Raw genomic sequence first — 15,415 nt, 5'->3', positions numbered from 1 at the left:
TCGTTTCAGCATGCATGATGCATGCTCTCGGCAAAAATCCTCAGTTCAATTCGGCCACTCAATCGGCGTGAAGCGCATCTGGCGCTTGCGCATCTCGGCCTGGAGCTCCTGGGCATATTGCTTGGCCCGCTCGCCGATCAGCCGGTACGGTCCCCCGATCCGGCTGTCGGCAGCCACCTGCTTGCGGACACTCTCGTAGTAGGCCATCAAACTTTCATCGGTCGAATTGACAAATCGCATCCACGCGCCCTCGCAACAAATCCCCCTCGCTGCCAAGTTTGCACGGCTTTTCCGCCGCGACAGCGACATAAGTTAACGCCGTAGCGGTGCAGAAGGTTCCGTCGACGTTCCTCTGTCTCCGCAGGTTGACGCCGAGTGTGGCAGGAACCGTTCCGTCGCTCGGCATTTGGTTCCCCGATCCGAGGCGAGGACGGCGATGCGCACCGAAGTTCTGGTCATTGGCGGCGGGCCGGCTGGCCTGATGGCCGCGATCTACCTGGCGCGGTTCCGGCGGCAGGTGGTGATCATCGACAGTGGCGCGTCACGCGCGGCGCTGATTCCGCGAAGTCACAACCTGCCGGGGTTTCCGAATGGCCTTTCCGGCCCCGAGCTGCTGGCGCGGATGCGGCTGCAGGTCGAGGAACTCGACGTGCCCATCATCAGCGGCACGGTGGCGGCGCTCGAACGCCGGAACGGCGACATCATCGCCGGGCACGAGGGCGGGACGATTCTGGCGCAACGGGCTGTGCTGGCCACGGGGATCGTCGACAAACAGGCGCCGCTCACCGACTGGACGGCGGCGGTGCGCGACGGCGCGCTGCGCTATTGCCCGGTCTGTGACGCCTTCGAGGCTGCCGGACGCAAGATCGCGATCATGGGACCCCTCGGACATGCCGCGGGCAAGGCGTTGTTCATGCGCGTCTACAGCTCCGACGTCACCTTGATCCCGATCGGCCACGAGCAGAACGATGCAAGGCAGCGAGAGCTGGCCACGGCCGGAATTCGGGTGACGCCGCCGCTCAAGGCGCTGCAACGCGTGGAGAGCGCGCTGGCCGTCTCGTTCGTGGATGGCAGCGTTGAGCGCTTCGACATCGTCTATCCCGCGATGGGGGCGGAGGTCCGTTCCGAGCTCGCGATCAGGCTCGGCGCGCGCCATACGGAGGAGGGATTTCTCGAGGTCGATGCCAAGCAGCGCTGCGGAGTCGACGGTCTCTATGGCATCGGCGACGTCGTGACGGACTTGCATCAGATCGCCGTGGCCTTCGGCCATGCTGCGGTCGCGGCATGCCATGCGCACCATTCGCTGCCGATGCGCTTTGCTGAACCATGCGAGGCGAAACCGCTGGGAAATTGATCACAACCTGAAATCGCGATATCCTATGTAAGTGCCGCTGGCGTTGACGTGTCGGACCATGGCCCATGGACAGGAAATCGGCATGTTTGGCGGCTGCGTCCAGCTGCCGTGAAGAGGCCGAGCGTGATCCCGCCCGGCGTGACCTCTGGCTGCAGCAGGCGTCGAAATGGATGGCGCTCGCGGGCGAGCAAGCGGGGCACGCCTTGATCGTCTGCGATCACGCCGAGGCGGCCAGTCGGGATACCCGCTACTGATCCAGCGCCGCGGATCGATCTATTGCAGCGTCGGATCCAGTCTGTCACGCAGCCAGTCGCCGATCACGGAGACCGCGAGCGTCGTGACCACGATCGTGAGCGCAGGCGCGAGCATGATCCACGGGGCTCGCGTGAGATATTCGCGGCCATAGCCGACCATGTTGCCGAGGCTGGTCATCGGCGGCTGCACACCGAGGCCGAGGAACGACAGTCCCGACTCCAGCAGGATGACCTCCGGAAACACCAGCGTCATCGACACGATCAGGGTCGAGGCGATGTTCGGCAGGATGTGCCTCAGATACACGCGGCGCGGCGTCGCGCCGAGCTGGCGCACGGCGGCGGCATAGCCCTGCGCATTGGCCGAGATCGCGAGCCCGCGCGCGATGCGTGCGTAGCGCTCCCAGCCGAACAGACCCATCAGGCCGATCAGGAGCGGCAGAGAATTGCCGAAGAAGGCGAGCACCGCGAGCGCCAGGATCAGGAACGGCATGCTCGCCTGGAAGTCGGCGAGCATCAGGACGAATTGCTCGACGAGGCCGCGGAAATGCGCGGCGAGGAAGCCGAGCGTGGTGCCGGCGATCGCGGAGATCGCGGTGGCGCCGAACGCGATCAAGAGCGAGATCCGGATCGAGACGATCAGGCGGGACAGCACGTCGCGGCCGAGTTCATCGGTGCCGAGAAGATGAGCCGGGTTGCCTGGCAGCGAGAGACGGTTGCGCAGGTCGAATTTGGTGAAGCCGTAAGGCGCGATCTGGTCGGCGAAGATCGCGATGATCAGCATCGCCGCGATCCAGCCGATCGCAATGGTGACGGAGACCGGGATGTTCGGCCAGCGCAGCCGCCTTGCGGCCGGCGCCTTCATCGCGACGTCGGTCATGCCTCCGCTCCCTTGCTGCGCAGCCTCGGATCGAGCAGGCCGTAGAGAAAATCGACGATCAGGTTCGACGTCACCATCGTCATGGCGACCAGCAGCAGGATGCATTGCACGACGGCGAGGTCGCGATTGGCCACCGCAACGACCAGCAGCCGGCCGACACCGGGCCACGAGAACACGCTCTCGACCACGACCGCGCCGGCAATCAGGCTGCCGACCATGAAGCCGAGAATGGTGACCGTGGGGATCGCGGCGTTCGGCAGCGCGTGATCGGTGATGACGCGGCGCCAGGGCACGCCCTTGGCCGAGGCCGTGCGGATATACGGCTGGCCGAGGATTTCCAGCATCGCACTGCGCGTGAAACGGGCGAGCACGGCAGCGCCGCCGAAACCGAGCGTCACGATCGGCAGGATGGCGTGCCGCCACGAGTCCTGTCCGCCCGAGGGCAGCCAGCCGAGCTGCACGGCGAAGATCAGCACCAGGATCAGCGCCAGCACGAAGCTGGGGACCGTGAACCCTGCGACCGCGGTGATCATCACGGCGCGGTCGATCGCGGAGCCGCGGTGCAGCGCCGCGTAGATGCCGGCGGGAATGCCGAGCAGCACTTTGACCAGGAAGGCGGGGATGGTGAGCGCGAGCGTTGCCGGGATGCGCTCCAGCACGAGCTGGATCGCAGGGCGCCCGTCGCGCATCGAGCGGCCCAACTCGCCCTGGCCGATGGCCTTGAAGTAGTCGAGATACTGCACCCAGATCGGATGATCGAGGCCCCAGGCCTTGCGGAACGCTGCGATCACCTCGGGCGGCGCCTCCGGCCCCATGATCATCAAGGCGGGATCGCCCGACAGCCGCAACACGATGAAGGCGAAGGTGACGACGAGGGCGATGGTCAGCAGCGCGCGCGCGACGCGGATCGCGAAAAAGCGGAGCATCACGCAGCGTCCTGGTTCTGTGACGGCGCGCCGGTCACGAGATGGCATGCCACCTGGCGCTGCGCATCGAGCGCGGTGAGCGCGGGCACCTCGACCTTGCAGCGCGCCGTCGCATGACCGCAGCGCGGATGAAAGGCGCAGCCGGCGGGACGCGCGGCCGGATTGGGCGGATCGCCGGTCAGCACGATGCGGTTGGTGCTGCGGCGGCCCGGCGCGGGCGAGGCGGAGACCAGCGCCTGCGTGTAGGGATGCTGCGGCCGCGCGAACAGATCATCGGCGTCGCCATATTCGACGATGCGGCCGAGATACATCACCGCGACCTTGCGGCTGATCTGCCTGACGACACGCAAATCGTGGCTGATGAACAGCATCGTCAGGCCAAGACGCGCCTGGAGATCGATCAGCAGGTTGACGACCTGCGCCTGGATCGAGACGTCGAGCGCGCTGACCGGCTCGTCGCAGACCAGGAAATCGGGCTTCGTTGCAAGTGCGCGTGCCAGCACGATGCGTTGGCGCTGGCCGCCGGAGAGCGCGCCGGGATAGCGGGCGCCATGGCTGTCGTTGAGGTCGACCGCGCGCAGCAGCTCGTGAACGCGCGCCTCGCGCTCGGCCTGGGTGCCGATGTCGTGGATGTCGAGCGGCTCGCGGATCTGCGCGGCGACGGGAAGCCGGCGATCGAGCGCGCCGAGCGGATCCTGGAAGATCATCTGCATGCGCGCGCGCTGGGCGCGCCAGGCCGCCGTGCCCTGTGCCGCGATCGGCGCACCGTCGAAGCGCACAGTGCCAGCGTCCGGCGGCTCGAGCCCGAGCACCATGCGCCCGGTCGTCGACTTGCCGGAGCCGGATTCGCCGACGATGCCGAGCGTCTCTCCCCTGGCGATCGAAAAGCTCAAACCATCGACGGCATGGACGGCGGCGGTACGGCCGAACAGTCCCGACCGCATCCGATAGGTGCGCGAGATCCTGTCGACCTCGACGAGTGGCGTCGTCATTCCGCGGCGAGCTCCACCGGTAGCCGCTGCGGCCGCAGGCAGGCGACCGCGCGGTCCTGCTCGAACGGCGCGAGCGGCGGCACGCCGGCATGACAGCCATCACCGGCGAAGCTGCAGCGCGGCGCGAAGGCGCAGCCGCTCGGCAGCGCGCGCGGATCCGGCACGGTGCCGGCAATCGCCTGCAGCCGCCTGCGCGCGCCATCAAGCGGCGGCAGCGCGCCGATCAGGCCCTGCGCGTAGGGATGCCAGGGATCGTCGAACAACCGCGTCGCGGGCGCACGCTCGACGATGCGGCCGGCATACATCACGCAAACGCGGTCGCAATTCTCGGCGACGACGCCGAGGTCGTGGCTGATCAGCACCATCGCCATGTTGAACTCGCACCGCACCGCTGCCAGGAGATCGAGGATCTGCGCCTGGATGGTGGCGTCGAGCGCGGTGGTCGGCTCGTCGGCGATCAAGAGATCAGGCTGGCCGGCCAGCGCCATCGCGATCATGATGCGCTGGACCTGGCCACCGGAGAATTCATGCGGATAGGCCGACAGCCGCCTGGTCGCATCGGGAATGCCGACGAGGTCGAGCAACCGGAGCGCCTCGACCCGCGCAGCCTCGCCGCGCAGGCCGCGATGCAGGGCGAGGCTCTCGCACAATTGGCGGCGGATGGTGAGCACCGGGTTGAGCGCGCTGGCAGGATCCTGGAAGATCATCGCGATGCGCCGGCCGCGCACCTGGTCGAGCACCTTGCCATCCGCACCGATCAGTTCGCGCCCATCGAGCGTGGCGGAGCCGGCGATTCTCGCCTTGGCCGGCAACAAGCCGAGCGCCGCGAGCCAGGTCACCGACTTGCCGGATCCGGACTCGCCAACGAGGCCGACGGCCTCGCCTCTGTCGATGTCGAGATCGATGCCATGCAGCACAGGCGTGCCGTCGAAGGCGACCTTGAGGCCGGAGATGCTGACCAGCGGCGCCACGGCATCACGCTCCGTAGTTGCCGTTGCGGAAGTCCATCGCGAAGGCCGGTGAGGCCTTCCACTTGATCGACTTCGGCTTCGCCGTGAACGTCGCGTTCTGGTGCAGCACCGTGTAGGCCGGGTCCTCGCGCTCGGCGATCTCCAGCATGCGGCCGAACGCCTTCTTGCGCGCCGCGCGATCGGTCGAGGTCTCCAGGAATTCCGACAGCCTGTTCAGCTCGGCGTTGGTCCATTCGCCGACCTGCTGCTGCTGGCCGTTCGGGCCGTGCTGGGCGACCAGCGAGGACACCGGGTCGTTGAACGCGGCCGAGTTCGACCAGTCGCGCACCGCACGGGTGGCGCCGCGCTCCAGGATCTGCGACCAGTTTTCCTTGGTCTCGATCTGCACGTTGAGGCCGACCGCCTGCCACATCTCGACCAGCACCTGCGCGGTCGCGGTCTGGTTGGTGTAGTAGTTGTTGAGCAGGCGATAGGGGATCGGGTCGCCCTTGTAGCCGGCCTGCTTCAGGAGATCCTGCGCCAGCTTCGGATCGAACGCCGGCACGCTCCAGTCGGCGATGAACATGTCGCCGTAGAACTCCCACTGCAGGCCCTTCGGCACGCGGGTGCGGCCGGCCCACAGGCTGTCGACGATCGCCTGGCGGTCGATCGCGTGGGTGAAGGCGCGGCGCACCAGGGGATTGGCGAGCTGCGGATGGTTCTTGTCGAACACAGTGAGGCGGTGGTTGAGAATGGTGCCGCCCTGAACCTCGAACGCCGCATTCTTCTCGATGCCGGCGATCTGGTCCGGCGGGATGTCGCAGGCGAACTGATATTCGCCAGACAGAAGGCCGTTGATGCGGCTCGCGACTTCCGGCACCTCGACGAAGCGGATGCGCTTCAGCGGCGGACGGCCGCCCCAATACTCGTCATGCGCTTCCAGCGTCAGCGACACGTCCGGCTTGAACTCGACGATCTTGTAGGGGCCGGTGGTGATCGGCTTGCGAGCCCAGTCGAGATAGCTCGCAGCCTCTTCCCAGCCGCGCCGGCTCATGATGTCGGAGCCGTAGCGCATCAGGCGGCCCTCGATGGTGACGTCGGGCGTCGCGTTGACGAAGCGCACGGTGTATTTGTCGATCGCATCGACGCGGACGAGGTCCGGCCAGATGCGGCGGGCGACGCCGATCACGTCCGGCGGCAGCTCCTTGCCCGGGCGCGGCGCCGGGATCTTCTCGAACGCCTTGATGGTCGAGCGGCTCTTGGCCTCACTGTCGCCGAACATGCGCTCGCGGCTGAACGAGAACACGACGTCCTCGGCCGTCATCTCGTCGCCGTTGTGGAACTTGACGCCCTGGCGCAGCTTCAGCTCGACGGTCTGGTCGTCGATCCGCTTCCACTCGGTCGCAAGACCGGGGACGGCTTCGAGATTGCCGCGGAAATTCTTCGAGATCAGGCCTTCCCAAAGCGACGAATAGAATACGCGCTCGCCGACATTGGACTGCTCGCGCAGCACGTCGAGCACGTTCGAATTCGTCACCTTCTGCACGGCGATGGTGACGGAGGGACGGTTGTCGGCTTGCGCGATCGAGACGCGCGGCAGGATGAAGCTGCCGCCGATGGCGGCGCCGGCGCCGAGCAGGCCGCGGCGGGTGAGCTTGGTCATGGCAATCTCTCTTGAGCTTGTCAGGAAAAAGGCGGTTGCTTATTGAGCGAGGCCGAGCGAGGCGAGGTACGCCGCGCCTGCCTTGACGTGATCGTGGTTGCGCAGTTCGAGGATCAGGCGCGGATTGGACGAGAGCTTCGCCAGCGCGCGGAACACGGCGATCCAGCGGATATTGCCTTCGCCGGGCGCCCAGTGGCGGTCGGCATAACCGTCGGTGTCCTGCAAATGGACATGCGCCAGCATGTCGCCAGCGGCGTCGACATAGTAATCGACCGGCGGCGCGCCAGTGGAGTGATGCGCGTAGTTGGCGTGGCCGGTATCGAGCGACACCCGGACCTTGCTGCTGCCCAGCGCCTTGGCGAGCGTGACGCGATCGAGCGGGTTCTTGTCCTCGATGTTCTCGATCACGAGCTCGCAATTGGCCTGCTCGGCGGAGGCGATGACGTCCGACAGCGTCGCGCGCACGCGCTCGATCAGCGCCTCGCGATTGTCCGGCAGCATGTCGATGTTGTTGTAGTCCCAGGTGGTGTAGGGCGAGTGGATCACCATCTGCGTGGCGCCGAGAAACTCGGCGACTTCCAGGCCCTGCAGCAGCCGCTTGGTCACGGCGCGGCGGATCATCGGATCGTGGCTGGCGATGGTGAAGCCCCAGAACGGGCCGTGAATGCCGAGCCGGCCAGTGTGACCGTCCAGCATCGACTTGATTTCCTTGGCGGTGGCGCGCCAGTCGCTGTCGAGCAGATCGGCGCGGAAGAAGTCCTGGATCTCGAGATCGCGCTGGCGCTCCAGCAGCCAGTCGGTATGGGCCGGAATCGATTTGACGGAGAGGGCGGCACCGAGGACGGGCAGCGTGACGGACATTGGCGAGATCCCTTGCTTCAGACCTCGTGAGCGCTAGCGGAGTTCGATGACGGTCCCATGAAGGGCTGTGGACGGCTGCCGCGACATGTTGTGTGGATGAGCCCGCGACCGGTCGCAGCTGCTCTATCCCTTGGGTAGCAGGTCGCTTTGCGCATCTACTTGACGTGGCCGCCGGAATTGCAACAATGCGGCGAAAAGGGGGATGGCAGATGACGGTGCGGCGGGCGATCTTTGCGGCGATGCTTTCGGTTCTGGCGCTGGCGTCGGCCGCGCTGCTCGGGGCCGCGCATGCCAAGGGACCTTACGGCACGATCTCAGTGGCAGGCTGGTCGGGCGGCGCCTACACCGACGACAACACCGGCAAGTTCTCGAGCTGCATCGCGTCCGCAAGCTACAAGAGCGGCATCAGTTTCGGCGTGCTCGCGCTGCCGACCTACAATTGGGCGCTCGCGTTCATCCATCCCGGCTGGTCGCTCACGCAGGGACAGAAGTTTCCCATCGTGCTCAGCTTCGATGGGCGAAACTCCTACAATGTCGAGGGCTCGGTGTGGTCGGCCAACATGTTGGTCGTGCCGATGCCGAACGACTCGACGCTGATCAAGACGTTCCGGGCGGCACGGACGATGTCGGCTTTTGCGCAGGGCAACCTGTTCCAGTTCGATCTCAACGGCACCTCCGTGATGCTGCTGTCGCTCGCCAATTGCGTGCGCATCATCAATGCCGGCGGAATGGCAGCCGCGACGAACTTCACGGTGCAGCCCAACGCGGCCGCGGCGCAGCGCCCGGCCGCACTGCCTGCGGCGGCTGCGCCGGCAGCGACCGCGAGCGTGCAGCCGGCACGCGCGGCGGAGGACTCACCCGAGCTGCAGCTCGAGGCGATGCAGATCGCCTCCAACTTCATTCTCAAGGCCGCGCTGTCGCATCCGGCGATCCTGGGCGGCGGCGAACGCCCGGTGTGGCTGACGTCGGGCGGCGTCGCCTGGAAGGCTGACAACGCCACCGGCTTCGTGCGCATCGTGCCGCCGCAGCGCAACGTCGACGGCCTCGAGGTCGCGGCCACGATCATCGGCAACGACGCCCGCGACTGCAAAGGCAAGTTCATCTCCGCGCGCAACAGCGAGCTGGTCGACAGCGCCGTCGTGTTCCGCGGCATGTCCTCCTGCGAGGACAGCGAGAAGTCGGACATCGCCGAATACTTCATCTTCCCGCGCAAGGCGGGCGGCTTCGTACTCTTCTCTGTCGTCACGCCGACCAAGCCGGTGGGCAGCGGCGGTGGCCAGCAGTTGCAGACGCGCGAGGAGGCGAACGCCAACTTCCGCAAGGCGGCGTTCACGTCGATCGCGAAGTAGGCAGGCTCGCTCCGGCATCATGGCCGCAAGTGGCAGCTTACCCAGCGCGTTTCGGCCGCCTGACCGCGCGCACCTTGCCGCTGTCGCCGCCGCCGCAATACAGCGTGTCGCCACCATCCGACTCCAGGCCGGAGACGCCGGTGCCGGCGGGCATGTCGAGCTGATCGAGCACCTCGCCGGTCGCGGGATCGATGCGCCTGATGTCGCTGACATCGTCCTCCCAGGTGCCGTGCCACAGCTCACCGTCCACCCAGGTGACGCCGGTGACGAAGCGCGTGCAGGGAATGCTGCGCAGGATCTGTCCCGTGGTCGGATCGATCTGGTGGATCTTGCGATCGCGATAGGCGCCGACCCACAGCGACCCTTCCGCCCAGGCAAGCCCGGAATCGCCGCCCCCGGAAGGCGCGGGGATCGTCGCGAGCACACGCCCGCTGTCCGGATCGAGCTTGTGGATGCGATCCTCGGCGATCTGATACAGATGCCGGCCGTCGAAGGCGGTGCCGGCATGCGAGGGCATGTCGAGCGATTTGCGCACCGTGCCATCGTCAGGATCGATCGCCTTGATGCTGGGGCCGGTCGCGATCCAGACCTGCGCACCGTCATAGCTGACGCCATTGACGCGATCGGCGCCGTCGAACGGGCCGTATTCGCGGATGATCTCTGCCGGTGCGCGTCTCATGCTGTGCTCCATTCCTCGACTGACGCCCGCACGCTAATCGAACGAAGACCACGCCGGGAGTAACAAGCTGGTCGCGAATGCCGGCACCACCGGGCAGGTCCAGCGTTGCGCCCGGCCGCGGCCGAATGACTGGACCTTGCCCGACAGCGCCAGCGCGTCGAGTGCGCGCTGCACCGTGCGCTGGCTCAAGCCGAGCGCCAGCGCAAGGCTGGAACTCGACCACGCCTCGCCATCGGCGAGGCAGGCCAGCACGGGGGCATTCTCGTCCTCGATCGGCTGCGCCAGCACGACGATGCCGTGACCGCCTTGGGTCGTTAACACGAAGCCGTCGCGCGTCGCATTGACTTCGGCGATGTTCTTCAAGAGCTGACGCAGACGCCCGATCTCGACGCGCAGGCGTGCCCGATGTGACTCGTCGGCCTCCTTGCCGCGGAAAGCCGCGGCGATCAGCTGAGACCGCGAGACACCATCCGGCGTTCCCTCCGCGAGCCTGCGGACGAGTGCAAACAACACCGGACGCCGCGCCAACGGCACGATGCGGCCGCCCTGGCGCACCGCGAGCCGGCAGGCATCGATGATCAAGCTGTCCGACCGGAACAGCGCTTCGACCTCATCGAGCCGCAGCAGGCGTTGCTCGGCTCCTTGGATCAAGCGCGCGGCTGGCGCGGACAGCGTTCCCAGGAGACGTTCGATCTCGGCATGCAGCTCCGGACTGCGCGCCTGCCGAGCCGTGCGCGCGGCTCGTTCGAGCGCCGCCTGCGCCGCCTTGGTCTGCAGCCGGCGCAACGCCAGGCCGGCGACGATCAGCTCATAGATGGTGCGCGCCGCCGGCTGCAGCGGCGTGGGATCGAGATCGGCCAGTCCGCGCTCGGCGTCGTCGAGATGTCCGATGAGAACCATGCGCCGGATCTCGAGGCTTCGCGCGTAGGCGGCATTGATGCGGTCGCCGTGCTGCTCGAGCGTTTCGCGTGCCTCGGCCAGTGCCTTCGTCGGCCACGACAGATCCCGCGCCGCCAACGCGATCTCGGCCTCCGCGACGACGCAGCGCGCGCGCGCCATGGCCGCTCTGGGACCGAAGGCGCGTGCGGCCTGCCGCAGCAGCGCCTTTGCACGCACGGTCTCACCAAGCCGCGCCATCGCGATGCCGCGCAACGCCAGCGCCGGCGGATCATCGCGCAACGCGACGCGATTGAGTGCGCCGAGCGGATCACCGGCGGCCAGCGCCTGCGCCGCGGCCGAGATCAGCGAGTCCATGCAAATCCCGCCACACTTGTCACTCCCGGTGTCTCCCGCGCCGATCCTAGTCTCAGTCGCGGTCAACACGCAAAGGATCAAGGATATGACCATGCACCTCACCGGAACTCGCGAAGACTGGCTCAAGGCACGGCTCGACCTGCTGCAGGCCGAGAAGGAATACACCCGCCGCGGCGACGAACTGGCGCGACGCCGCCAGGAACTGCCCTGGGTGCGCGTCGACAAGAGCTATCGCTTCGATACGGAGGAGGGGCCCGCAGCGCTGCCCGATCTGTTCAAGGGCCGCTCGCAGCTGCTCGTCTACCACTTCATGTTCGGGCCCGACTTCAAGGCCGGCTGTCCGTCCTGCTCAATGATCGCCGACGGCTTCAACGGCTTTCAGGTCCATCTCGCCAATCACGACGTGATGCTGTGGGCGGTGTCGCGGGCACCGCTGGCGAAGCTGAAGGCGTACAAGGCCCGCATGGGCTGGAGCTTCCCGTGGGCGTCCTCCGCCAGCAGCGACTTCAATTTCGACTTCGACGTCGCGATCACCGAGGAGCAGCAGCGCCAGGGCGGCACCGAATACAACTACCGCACCAGCCCGGCGGTGGGCGCGTCGGATGTGCCGGCCATGGTGGCGGAGATCGCCGCCGGCGCCGGCACCGACGGCGCGACCTTTATGCGCGATCGTCCGGGCATGAGCGCGTTCATCATCGAGGACGGCGTCGTCTATCACACCTACTCGGCCTACGCCCGCGGCCTCGACGGCCTGTGGGGCGCCTATCAGTGGCTCGACCGCGCGCCGAAGGGCCGCAACGAGCAGGGCGTGTGGTGGCGCCGCCGCGACGAATACGCGGCGCGCTGAGAGCATGGAGTGGTGCCATGGCGTTTAACCTGTCCAAGCGGCGCGTGATGCCGGACCTCGCCGATGCCCTGCGCCTCGCCGCGGCGCCGACGTTCGCGCTGATGGCCATGCTGAACGCCATGGCTCGTGATGGCCGTGCAGACGTGATCTGCTCGGCCATGCCGGCGGGCGCCCCGCTCGGCGACATGACGGTGATGTATCTGCTGATGAGCGTGTTTCACCTGGTGCCGTGGGTGAGGCGGATGCGACGGGGGGCTCCGAGGTCTCAGTTAGACGAGGGACGAGTGCGGCAGCATGTCAATTAGTTGTCGGGCAGCTCTGCTCTCGGAGAGAGACCCCTCACCCGAGCGAGCCCGCGGATCGGCCGGCGATGCCCTCTCCCACCCTGGCGAAGCTTCGCTTCGCCTTGGGGGCGAGGGCGCTGTATTGGGCAGTCTTGTCGCAGCGATCGTTGGAAATTAAAACTCTCGGTTTGAGCCGGCGCGGTGCCAATTACTGCGCCCTCGCCCCTTGTGGGAGAGGGCATGTAGGAAAGATCGGTAAACTCGGTTGGGTGAGGGGTCTGTTTCCTTAGAAATCACTTCGGGCGAGATTACATGCCCGAACCGTCGTCGCCCCTAAGGCGGCACCTCACGCCTCCGCCGCCACCTTCAACGCCTCCGCCCGAATCTCCTCCACCAGCCGCTCCTTCAGTGCGACGAACTCCGGCGAGGTCTTGATCTTGTAGGAGCGCGGATGCGGCAGGTCGATCTTGATATCCGCCTTGATGCGGCCGGGGCGGGCGCTCATCACCAGCACGCGGCTGCCGAGGAAGATGGCTTCCTCGATGTCATGGGTGACGAACAGCACCGTCTTCTGGTCGCGCTCCCAGATGCCGAGCAGCATCTCCTGCATCAGCACGCGCGTTTGGTTATCGAGCGCGCCGAACGGCTCGTCGAGCAGCAGGATCTTTGGATCATTAGCAAGCGCGCGCGCGATCGCGCAGCGCTGCTGCATGCCGCCGGAGAGCTGCTTGGGCCAGTGGTTCTCGAACCCCTTCAGGCCGATCTGCTCGATGAAGCGGTCGGCGATGGCGTTGCGCTTGTCCTCCGGCACCCCGCGCTCGCGCAGGCCAAAGGCGATGTTCTCGCGTACGGTGAGCCACGGGAACAGCGTGTAGGACTGGAACACCATGCCGCGATCGGCGCCGGGGCCTTTGACCTCGCTTCCGTCGAGCAGCACCTTGCCGCTGGTCGGATGGTCGAGCCCGGCGACGATGCGCAGTAAAGTCGACTTGCCGCAGCCGGACGGGCCGAGGATGGTGACGAAATCGTTGTTGCCGATGGTGAGCGCGACAGGTTCGAGGGCGCGCGTCGGCGCGTGGCCCTGGCGGGCCGGAAAGGTGCGGGTGACCTGATCGATGACGAGCGTGGTCATGCGAGCTTCCACGGGAACAGCCAGGCGTTGAACGCCTTGAACAGGAAATCCGAGATCAGCCCGATCAGGCCGATAATGATGATGCCGAAGATGATCTGCCCGGTGTTGAGCAGCGCCTGGCTGTCGGTGATCATGTGGCCGATGCCGGAGGACGATCCGATCAGCTCGGCGACGATGACATAGGTCCAGGCCCAGCCGAGCACGAGCCGCAGCACCTCGGCGATGTCAGGCGCGGCGGAGGGCAGCAGCACGCGGGCGATGATGCCGCGATCGCTGGCGCCGAGCGTGTAAGCGGCCTCGACGAGGTCCCGCCTGGTATTGCCGACGGTGACGGTGATCATCAGGATGATCTGGAACACCGAGCCGATGAAGATGATCAGCAGCTTCTGCAACTCGCCGATGCCGGCCCACAGGATCAGCAGCGGGATGAAGGCGGAGGCGGGCAGGTAGCGCGCGAAGGAGACGAACGGTTCGAGGAACGCCTCGATCGGCTTGTACGCGCCCATCAAGAGGCCGAGCGGAACGGCGATGACGGCTGCGAGCACGAAGCCGCCGACGACGCGCCAGACCGTCATGCCGATGTCGTAGAGGAAGCCGAACTTGACGAGCAGGTCCCAGCCCTCGCGCAGCATGGTCAGGGGATCGGCCAGGAAGGTCTTCGACACATAGCCGCCGAACGTCGCCAGCGACCACGCAGCGACGAACAGCACGAAGAAGGCGAGGCCGAGCGCTATTCGAGATCGGGCGCTGACGGGGTCGAGAGGTCGGATCACGGAGAAGGCTTTCGTGGGTTCGTGCAGGTCGTTCGAAGATCGGCGCGTCAGAGGGGCTGCACGCACTTTTCAGGCAGAATGCTTCAACGTCGTCATTGCGAGGAGCGAAGCGACGAAGCAATCCAGAGTTTCAGGGGGGGCCCCTGGATTGCTTCGCTTCGCTCGCAATGACGGATCGTGTGGCGCGGGCTTCAGCGCCTACTTGATGAAGCTCGCATCATACAGATCGTCGACATTCGGAATCTGCTTGATGATGCCGACCTCGAGCAGCAGTTCCGCGGCCTCCTTGTTGAAGGTCTTGAACTCGGTCTCGAAGAACTTCTGGCTCGCCGCCTTGTCCTGCCAGCGCAGGTACTTGGCGGAGTTGCCGAACTGCTCGCCGCTCTGCTTCACGTCGGCGCCCATGATCTCATAGGCCTTGGCCTGGTCCTTGGAGATCATGTCGAGCGCCTCGTAATAGCTGTCGGCGAGGGCCTTGGCGGCCTTCGGGTTCTCGGTCAGGAATTTCGGCGTGCAGCCGAACGTGTCCATCACCATCGGATAGTCCAGCGTGGTGGCGATGATCTTGCCCTTGTCGGGCGCGGCACGCACGGTGGAGAGATACGGCTCGTAGGTCATCGCCGCATCGTTCTGGCCGGCGACGAAAGCCTGCGCGGCCGGGCCGGGCTCCATGTTGACGACGGTGACGTCCTTCACCGTCAGGCCGTTCTTCTTCAGCATCCATGCCAGTCCGAAATAGGGCGAGGTGCCCGGCGCAGACGCTGCGACCGTCTTGCCCTTCAGGTCCTTGATCGAGGCGATGTCATTGCGCACGACCATGCCGTCGGCGCCGTAGCTCTTGTCGAGCTGGAAGATCTGCTTGGTGGCGACGCCGTTGGCGTTCCAGGAGATCCAGGTCTCGACCGTGGTCGCCGCGCACTGCACGTCGCCGGCGGCGATCGCGAGATGGCGATCCTTCTGCGGGATCTTCTTGATGGTGACGTCGAGGCCGTTCTTCTTGAAGATGCCGGCCTCCTTCGCCAGCGTCAGCGGCGCAAAGCCCGTCCAGCCGGAAATGCCGATGCCGACCTTGACATCGTCGGCGAATGCCGAAGTGGAGGCCAGCAGCGCGGCCGTCATGGCAAATCGTCCAAGTGTGCGCATCTTCATCATCCTCTCCTGTTGAAAGAAATCGTCGGAGCGGTCCGCGGCAATCCGCGATGACCGCATGTCTCTGCAAG

17 protein-coding genes are annotated in these 15,415 nt (G+C 66.3%); 5 read left to right on the top strand and 12 right to left on the bottom strand.

Annotated elements, in window-relative coordinates; genetic code table 11:
- Window positions 1-45 precede the first annotated feature (45 nt).
- Window positions 46-207, bottom strand: coding sequence for a hypothetical protein (locus ACQR1Y_RS17620; RefSeq protein ID WP_434877535.1), 162 nt, complete (start codon window positions 205-207; stop codon window positions 46-48).
- Between the two features lie 229 nt (window positions 208-436).
- Here ACQR1Y_RS17620 and ACQR1Y_RS17615 point away from each other — a divergent pair, with 229 nt between their 5' ends.
- Together ACQR1Y_RS17615 and ACQR1Y_RS17610 are read left to right on the top strand one after the other, a co-directional pair.
- Window positions 437-1,354 (top strand): NAD(P)/FAD-dependent oxidoreductase, encoded by a 918-nt coding sequence (locus tag ACQR1Y_RS17615; RefSeq protein ID WP_434877534.1) that lies wholly within the window; start codon window positions 437-439, stop codon window positions 1,352-1,354.
- A 65-nt stretch (window positions 1,355-1,419) separates the two neighbouring features.
- Entirely contained in the window at window positions 1,420-1,608 is a 189-nt protein-coding gene (locus ACQR1Y_RS17610; RefSeq protein ID WP_434856582.1) for a hypothetical protein, read from the top strand.
- Between the two features lie 19 nt (window positions 1,609-1,627).
- Here ACQR1Y_RS17610 and ACQR1Y_RS17605 read toward each other — a convergent pair whose 3' ends face one another.
- The 6 genes from ACQR1Y_RS17605 to ACQR1Y_RS17580 are packed head-to-tail and all read right to left on the bottom strand — an operon-like array spanning window position 1,628 to window position 7,877.
- Window positions 1,628-2,470, bottom strand: a complete 843-nt coding sequence (locus tag ACQR1Y_RS17605; RefSeq protein WP_434856546.1) for an ABC transporter permease — start codon at window positions 2,468-2,470, stop codon at window positions 1,628-1,630.
- Between the two features lie 11 nt (window positions 2,471-2,481).
- A complete protein-coding gene (locus tag ACQR1Y_RS17600) occupies window positions 2,482-3,411 on the bottom strand; it encodes an ABC transporter permease (protein WP_434877533.1) in 930 nt (309 codons plus the stop codon).
- Complete coding sequence (locus ACQR1Y_RS17595) at window positions 3,411-4,403, bottom strand: ABC transporter ATP-binding protein (RefSeq protein WP_434877532.1); 993 nt, start codon at window positions 4,401-4,403, stop codon at window positions 3,411-3,413. The genes ACQR1Y_RS17600 and ACQR1Y_RS17595 overlap by 1 nt, the downstream gene beginning before the upstream one ends.
- Window positions 4,400-5,374, bottom strand: coding sequence for an ABC transporter ATP-binding protein (locus tag ACQR1Y_RS17590; RefSeq protein ID WP_434877531.1), 975 nt, complete (start codon window positions 5,372-5,374; stop codon window positions 4,400-4,402). The genes ACQR1Y_RS17595 and ACQR1Y_RS17590 overlap by 4 nt, the downstream gene beginning before the upstream one ends.
- A 4-nt stretch (window positions 5,375-5,378) precedes the next feature.
- Entirely contained in the window at window positions 5,379-7,016 is a 1,638-nt protein-coding gene (locus ACQR1Y_RS17585) for an ABC transporter substrate-binding protein (RefSeq protein WP_434877530.1), read from the bottom strand.
- A gap of 39 nt (window positions 7,017-7,055) precedes the next feature.
- Window positions 7,056-7,877 (bottom strand): sugar phosphate isomerase/epimerase family protein, encoded by an 822-nt coding sequence (locus tag ACQR1Y_RS17580; RefSeq protein ID WP_434877529.1) that lies wholly within the window; start codon window positions 7,875-7,877, stop codon window positions 7,056-7,058.
- 209 nt (window positions 7,878-8,086) lie between these two features.
- Between ACQR1Y_RS17580 and ACQR1Y_RS17575 the strand changes: the two genes are divergently transcribed.
- Window positions 8,087-9,226 carry a hypothetical protein gene (locus tag ACQR1Y_RS17575; RefSeq protein ID WP_434877528.1) on the top strand — a complete coding sequence of 380 codons (1,140 nt, stop codon included), beginning with the start codon at window positions 8,087-8,089 and terminating at the stop codon, window positions 9,224-9,226.
- 37 nt (window positions 9,227-9,263) lie between these two features.
- On the opposite strand, the gene ACQR1Y_RS17570 is transcribed toward ACQR1Y_RS17575, so the two are convergent.
- Both ACQR1Y_RS17570 and ACQR1Y_RS17565 read right to left on the bottom strand, forming a co-directional pair.
- Window positions 9,264-9,905, bottom strand: a complete 642-nt coding sequence (locus ACQR1Y_RS17570) for a Vgb family protein (RefSeq protein WP_434877527.1) — start codon at window positions 9,903-9,905, stop codon at window positions 9,264-9,266.
- 33 nt (window positions 9,906-9,938) lie between these two features.
- Window positions 9,939-11,159, bottom strand: coding sequence for a helix-turn-helix domain-containing protein (locus tag ACQR1Y_RS17565; protein ID WP_434877526.1), 1,221 nt, complete (start codon window positions 11,157-11,159; stop codon window positions 9,939-9,941).
- Between the two features lie 85 nt (window positions 11,160-11,244).
- Here ACQR1Y_RS17565 and ACQR1Y_RS17560 point away from each other — a divergent pair, with 85 nt between their 5' ends.
- Both ACQR1Y_RS17560 and ACQR1Y_RS17555 read left to right on the top strand, forming a co-directional pair.
- Window positions 11,245-12,006: a DUF899 domain-containing protein gene (locus ACQR1Y_RS17560; protein ID WP_434877525.1), complete on the top strand. Its 762-nt coding sequence runs from the start codon at window positions 11,245-11,247 to the stop codon at window positions 12,004-12,006.
- A gap of 17 nt (window positions 12,007-12,023) precedes the next feature.
- The gene (locus ACQR1Y_RS17555; protein ID WP_434877524.1) at window positions 12,024-12,311 is read left to right on the top strand and encodes a hypothetical protein; all 288 of its coding nucleotides are present in this window, start codon (window positions 12,024-12,026) and stop codon (window positions 12,309-12,311) included.
- Window positions 12,312-12,636: 325 nt separating this feature from the next.
- Here ACQR1Y_RS17555 and ACQR1Y_RS17550 read toward each other — a convergent pair whose 3' ends face one another.
- The 3 genes from ACQR1Y_RS17550 to ACQR1Y_RS17540 all read right to left on the bottom strand — a co-directional run bounded on the left by ACQR1Y_RS17550 (window position 12,637) and on the right by ACQR1Y_RS17540 (window position 15,338).
- Entirely contained in the window at window positions 12,637-13,422 is a 786-nt protein-coding gene (locus ACQR1Y_RS17550; protein WP_434877523.1) for an ABC transporter ATP-binding protein, read from the bottom strand.
- On the bottom strand, window positions 13,419-14,192 hold the full coding sequence (locus ACQR1Y_RS17545; RefSeq protein ID WP_434877648.1) for an ABC transporter permease: 774 nt from the start codon (window positions 14,190-14,192) through the stop codon (window positions 13,419-13,421). The genes ACQR1Y_RS17550 and ACQR1Y_RS17545 overlap by 4 nt, the downstream gene beginning before the upstream one ends.
- A 201-nt stretch (window positions 14,193-14,393) precedes the next feature.
- Entirely contained in the window at window positions 14,394-15,338 is a 945-nt protein-coding gene (locus ACQR1Y_RS17540) for an ABC transporter substrate-binding protein (protein WP_434877647.1), read from the bottom strand.
- Window positions 15,339-15,415: the final 77 nt, after the last annotated feature.

It is taken from the genome of Bradyrhizobium sp. HKCCYLRH3099 (assembly GCF_051167855.1).
GTDB lineage: Bacteria > Pseudomonadota > Alphaproteobacteria > Rhizobiales > Xanthobacteraceae > Bradyrhizobium.
The sequence above is the reverse complement of the archived record's forward strand: the minus strand, read 5'-3'. Positions and strand labels throughout refer to the sequence as shown.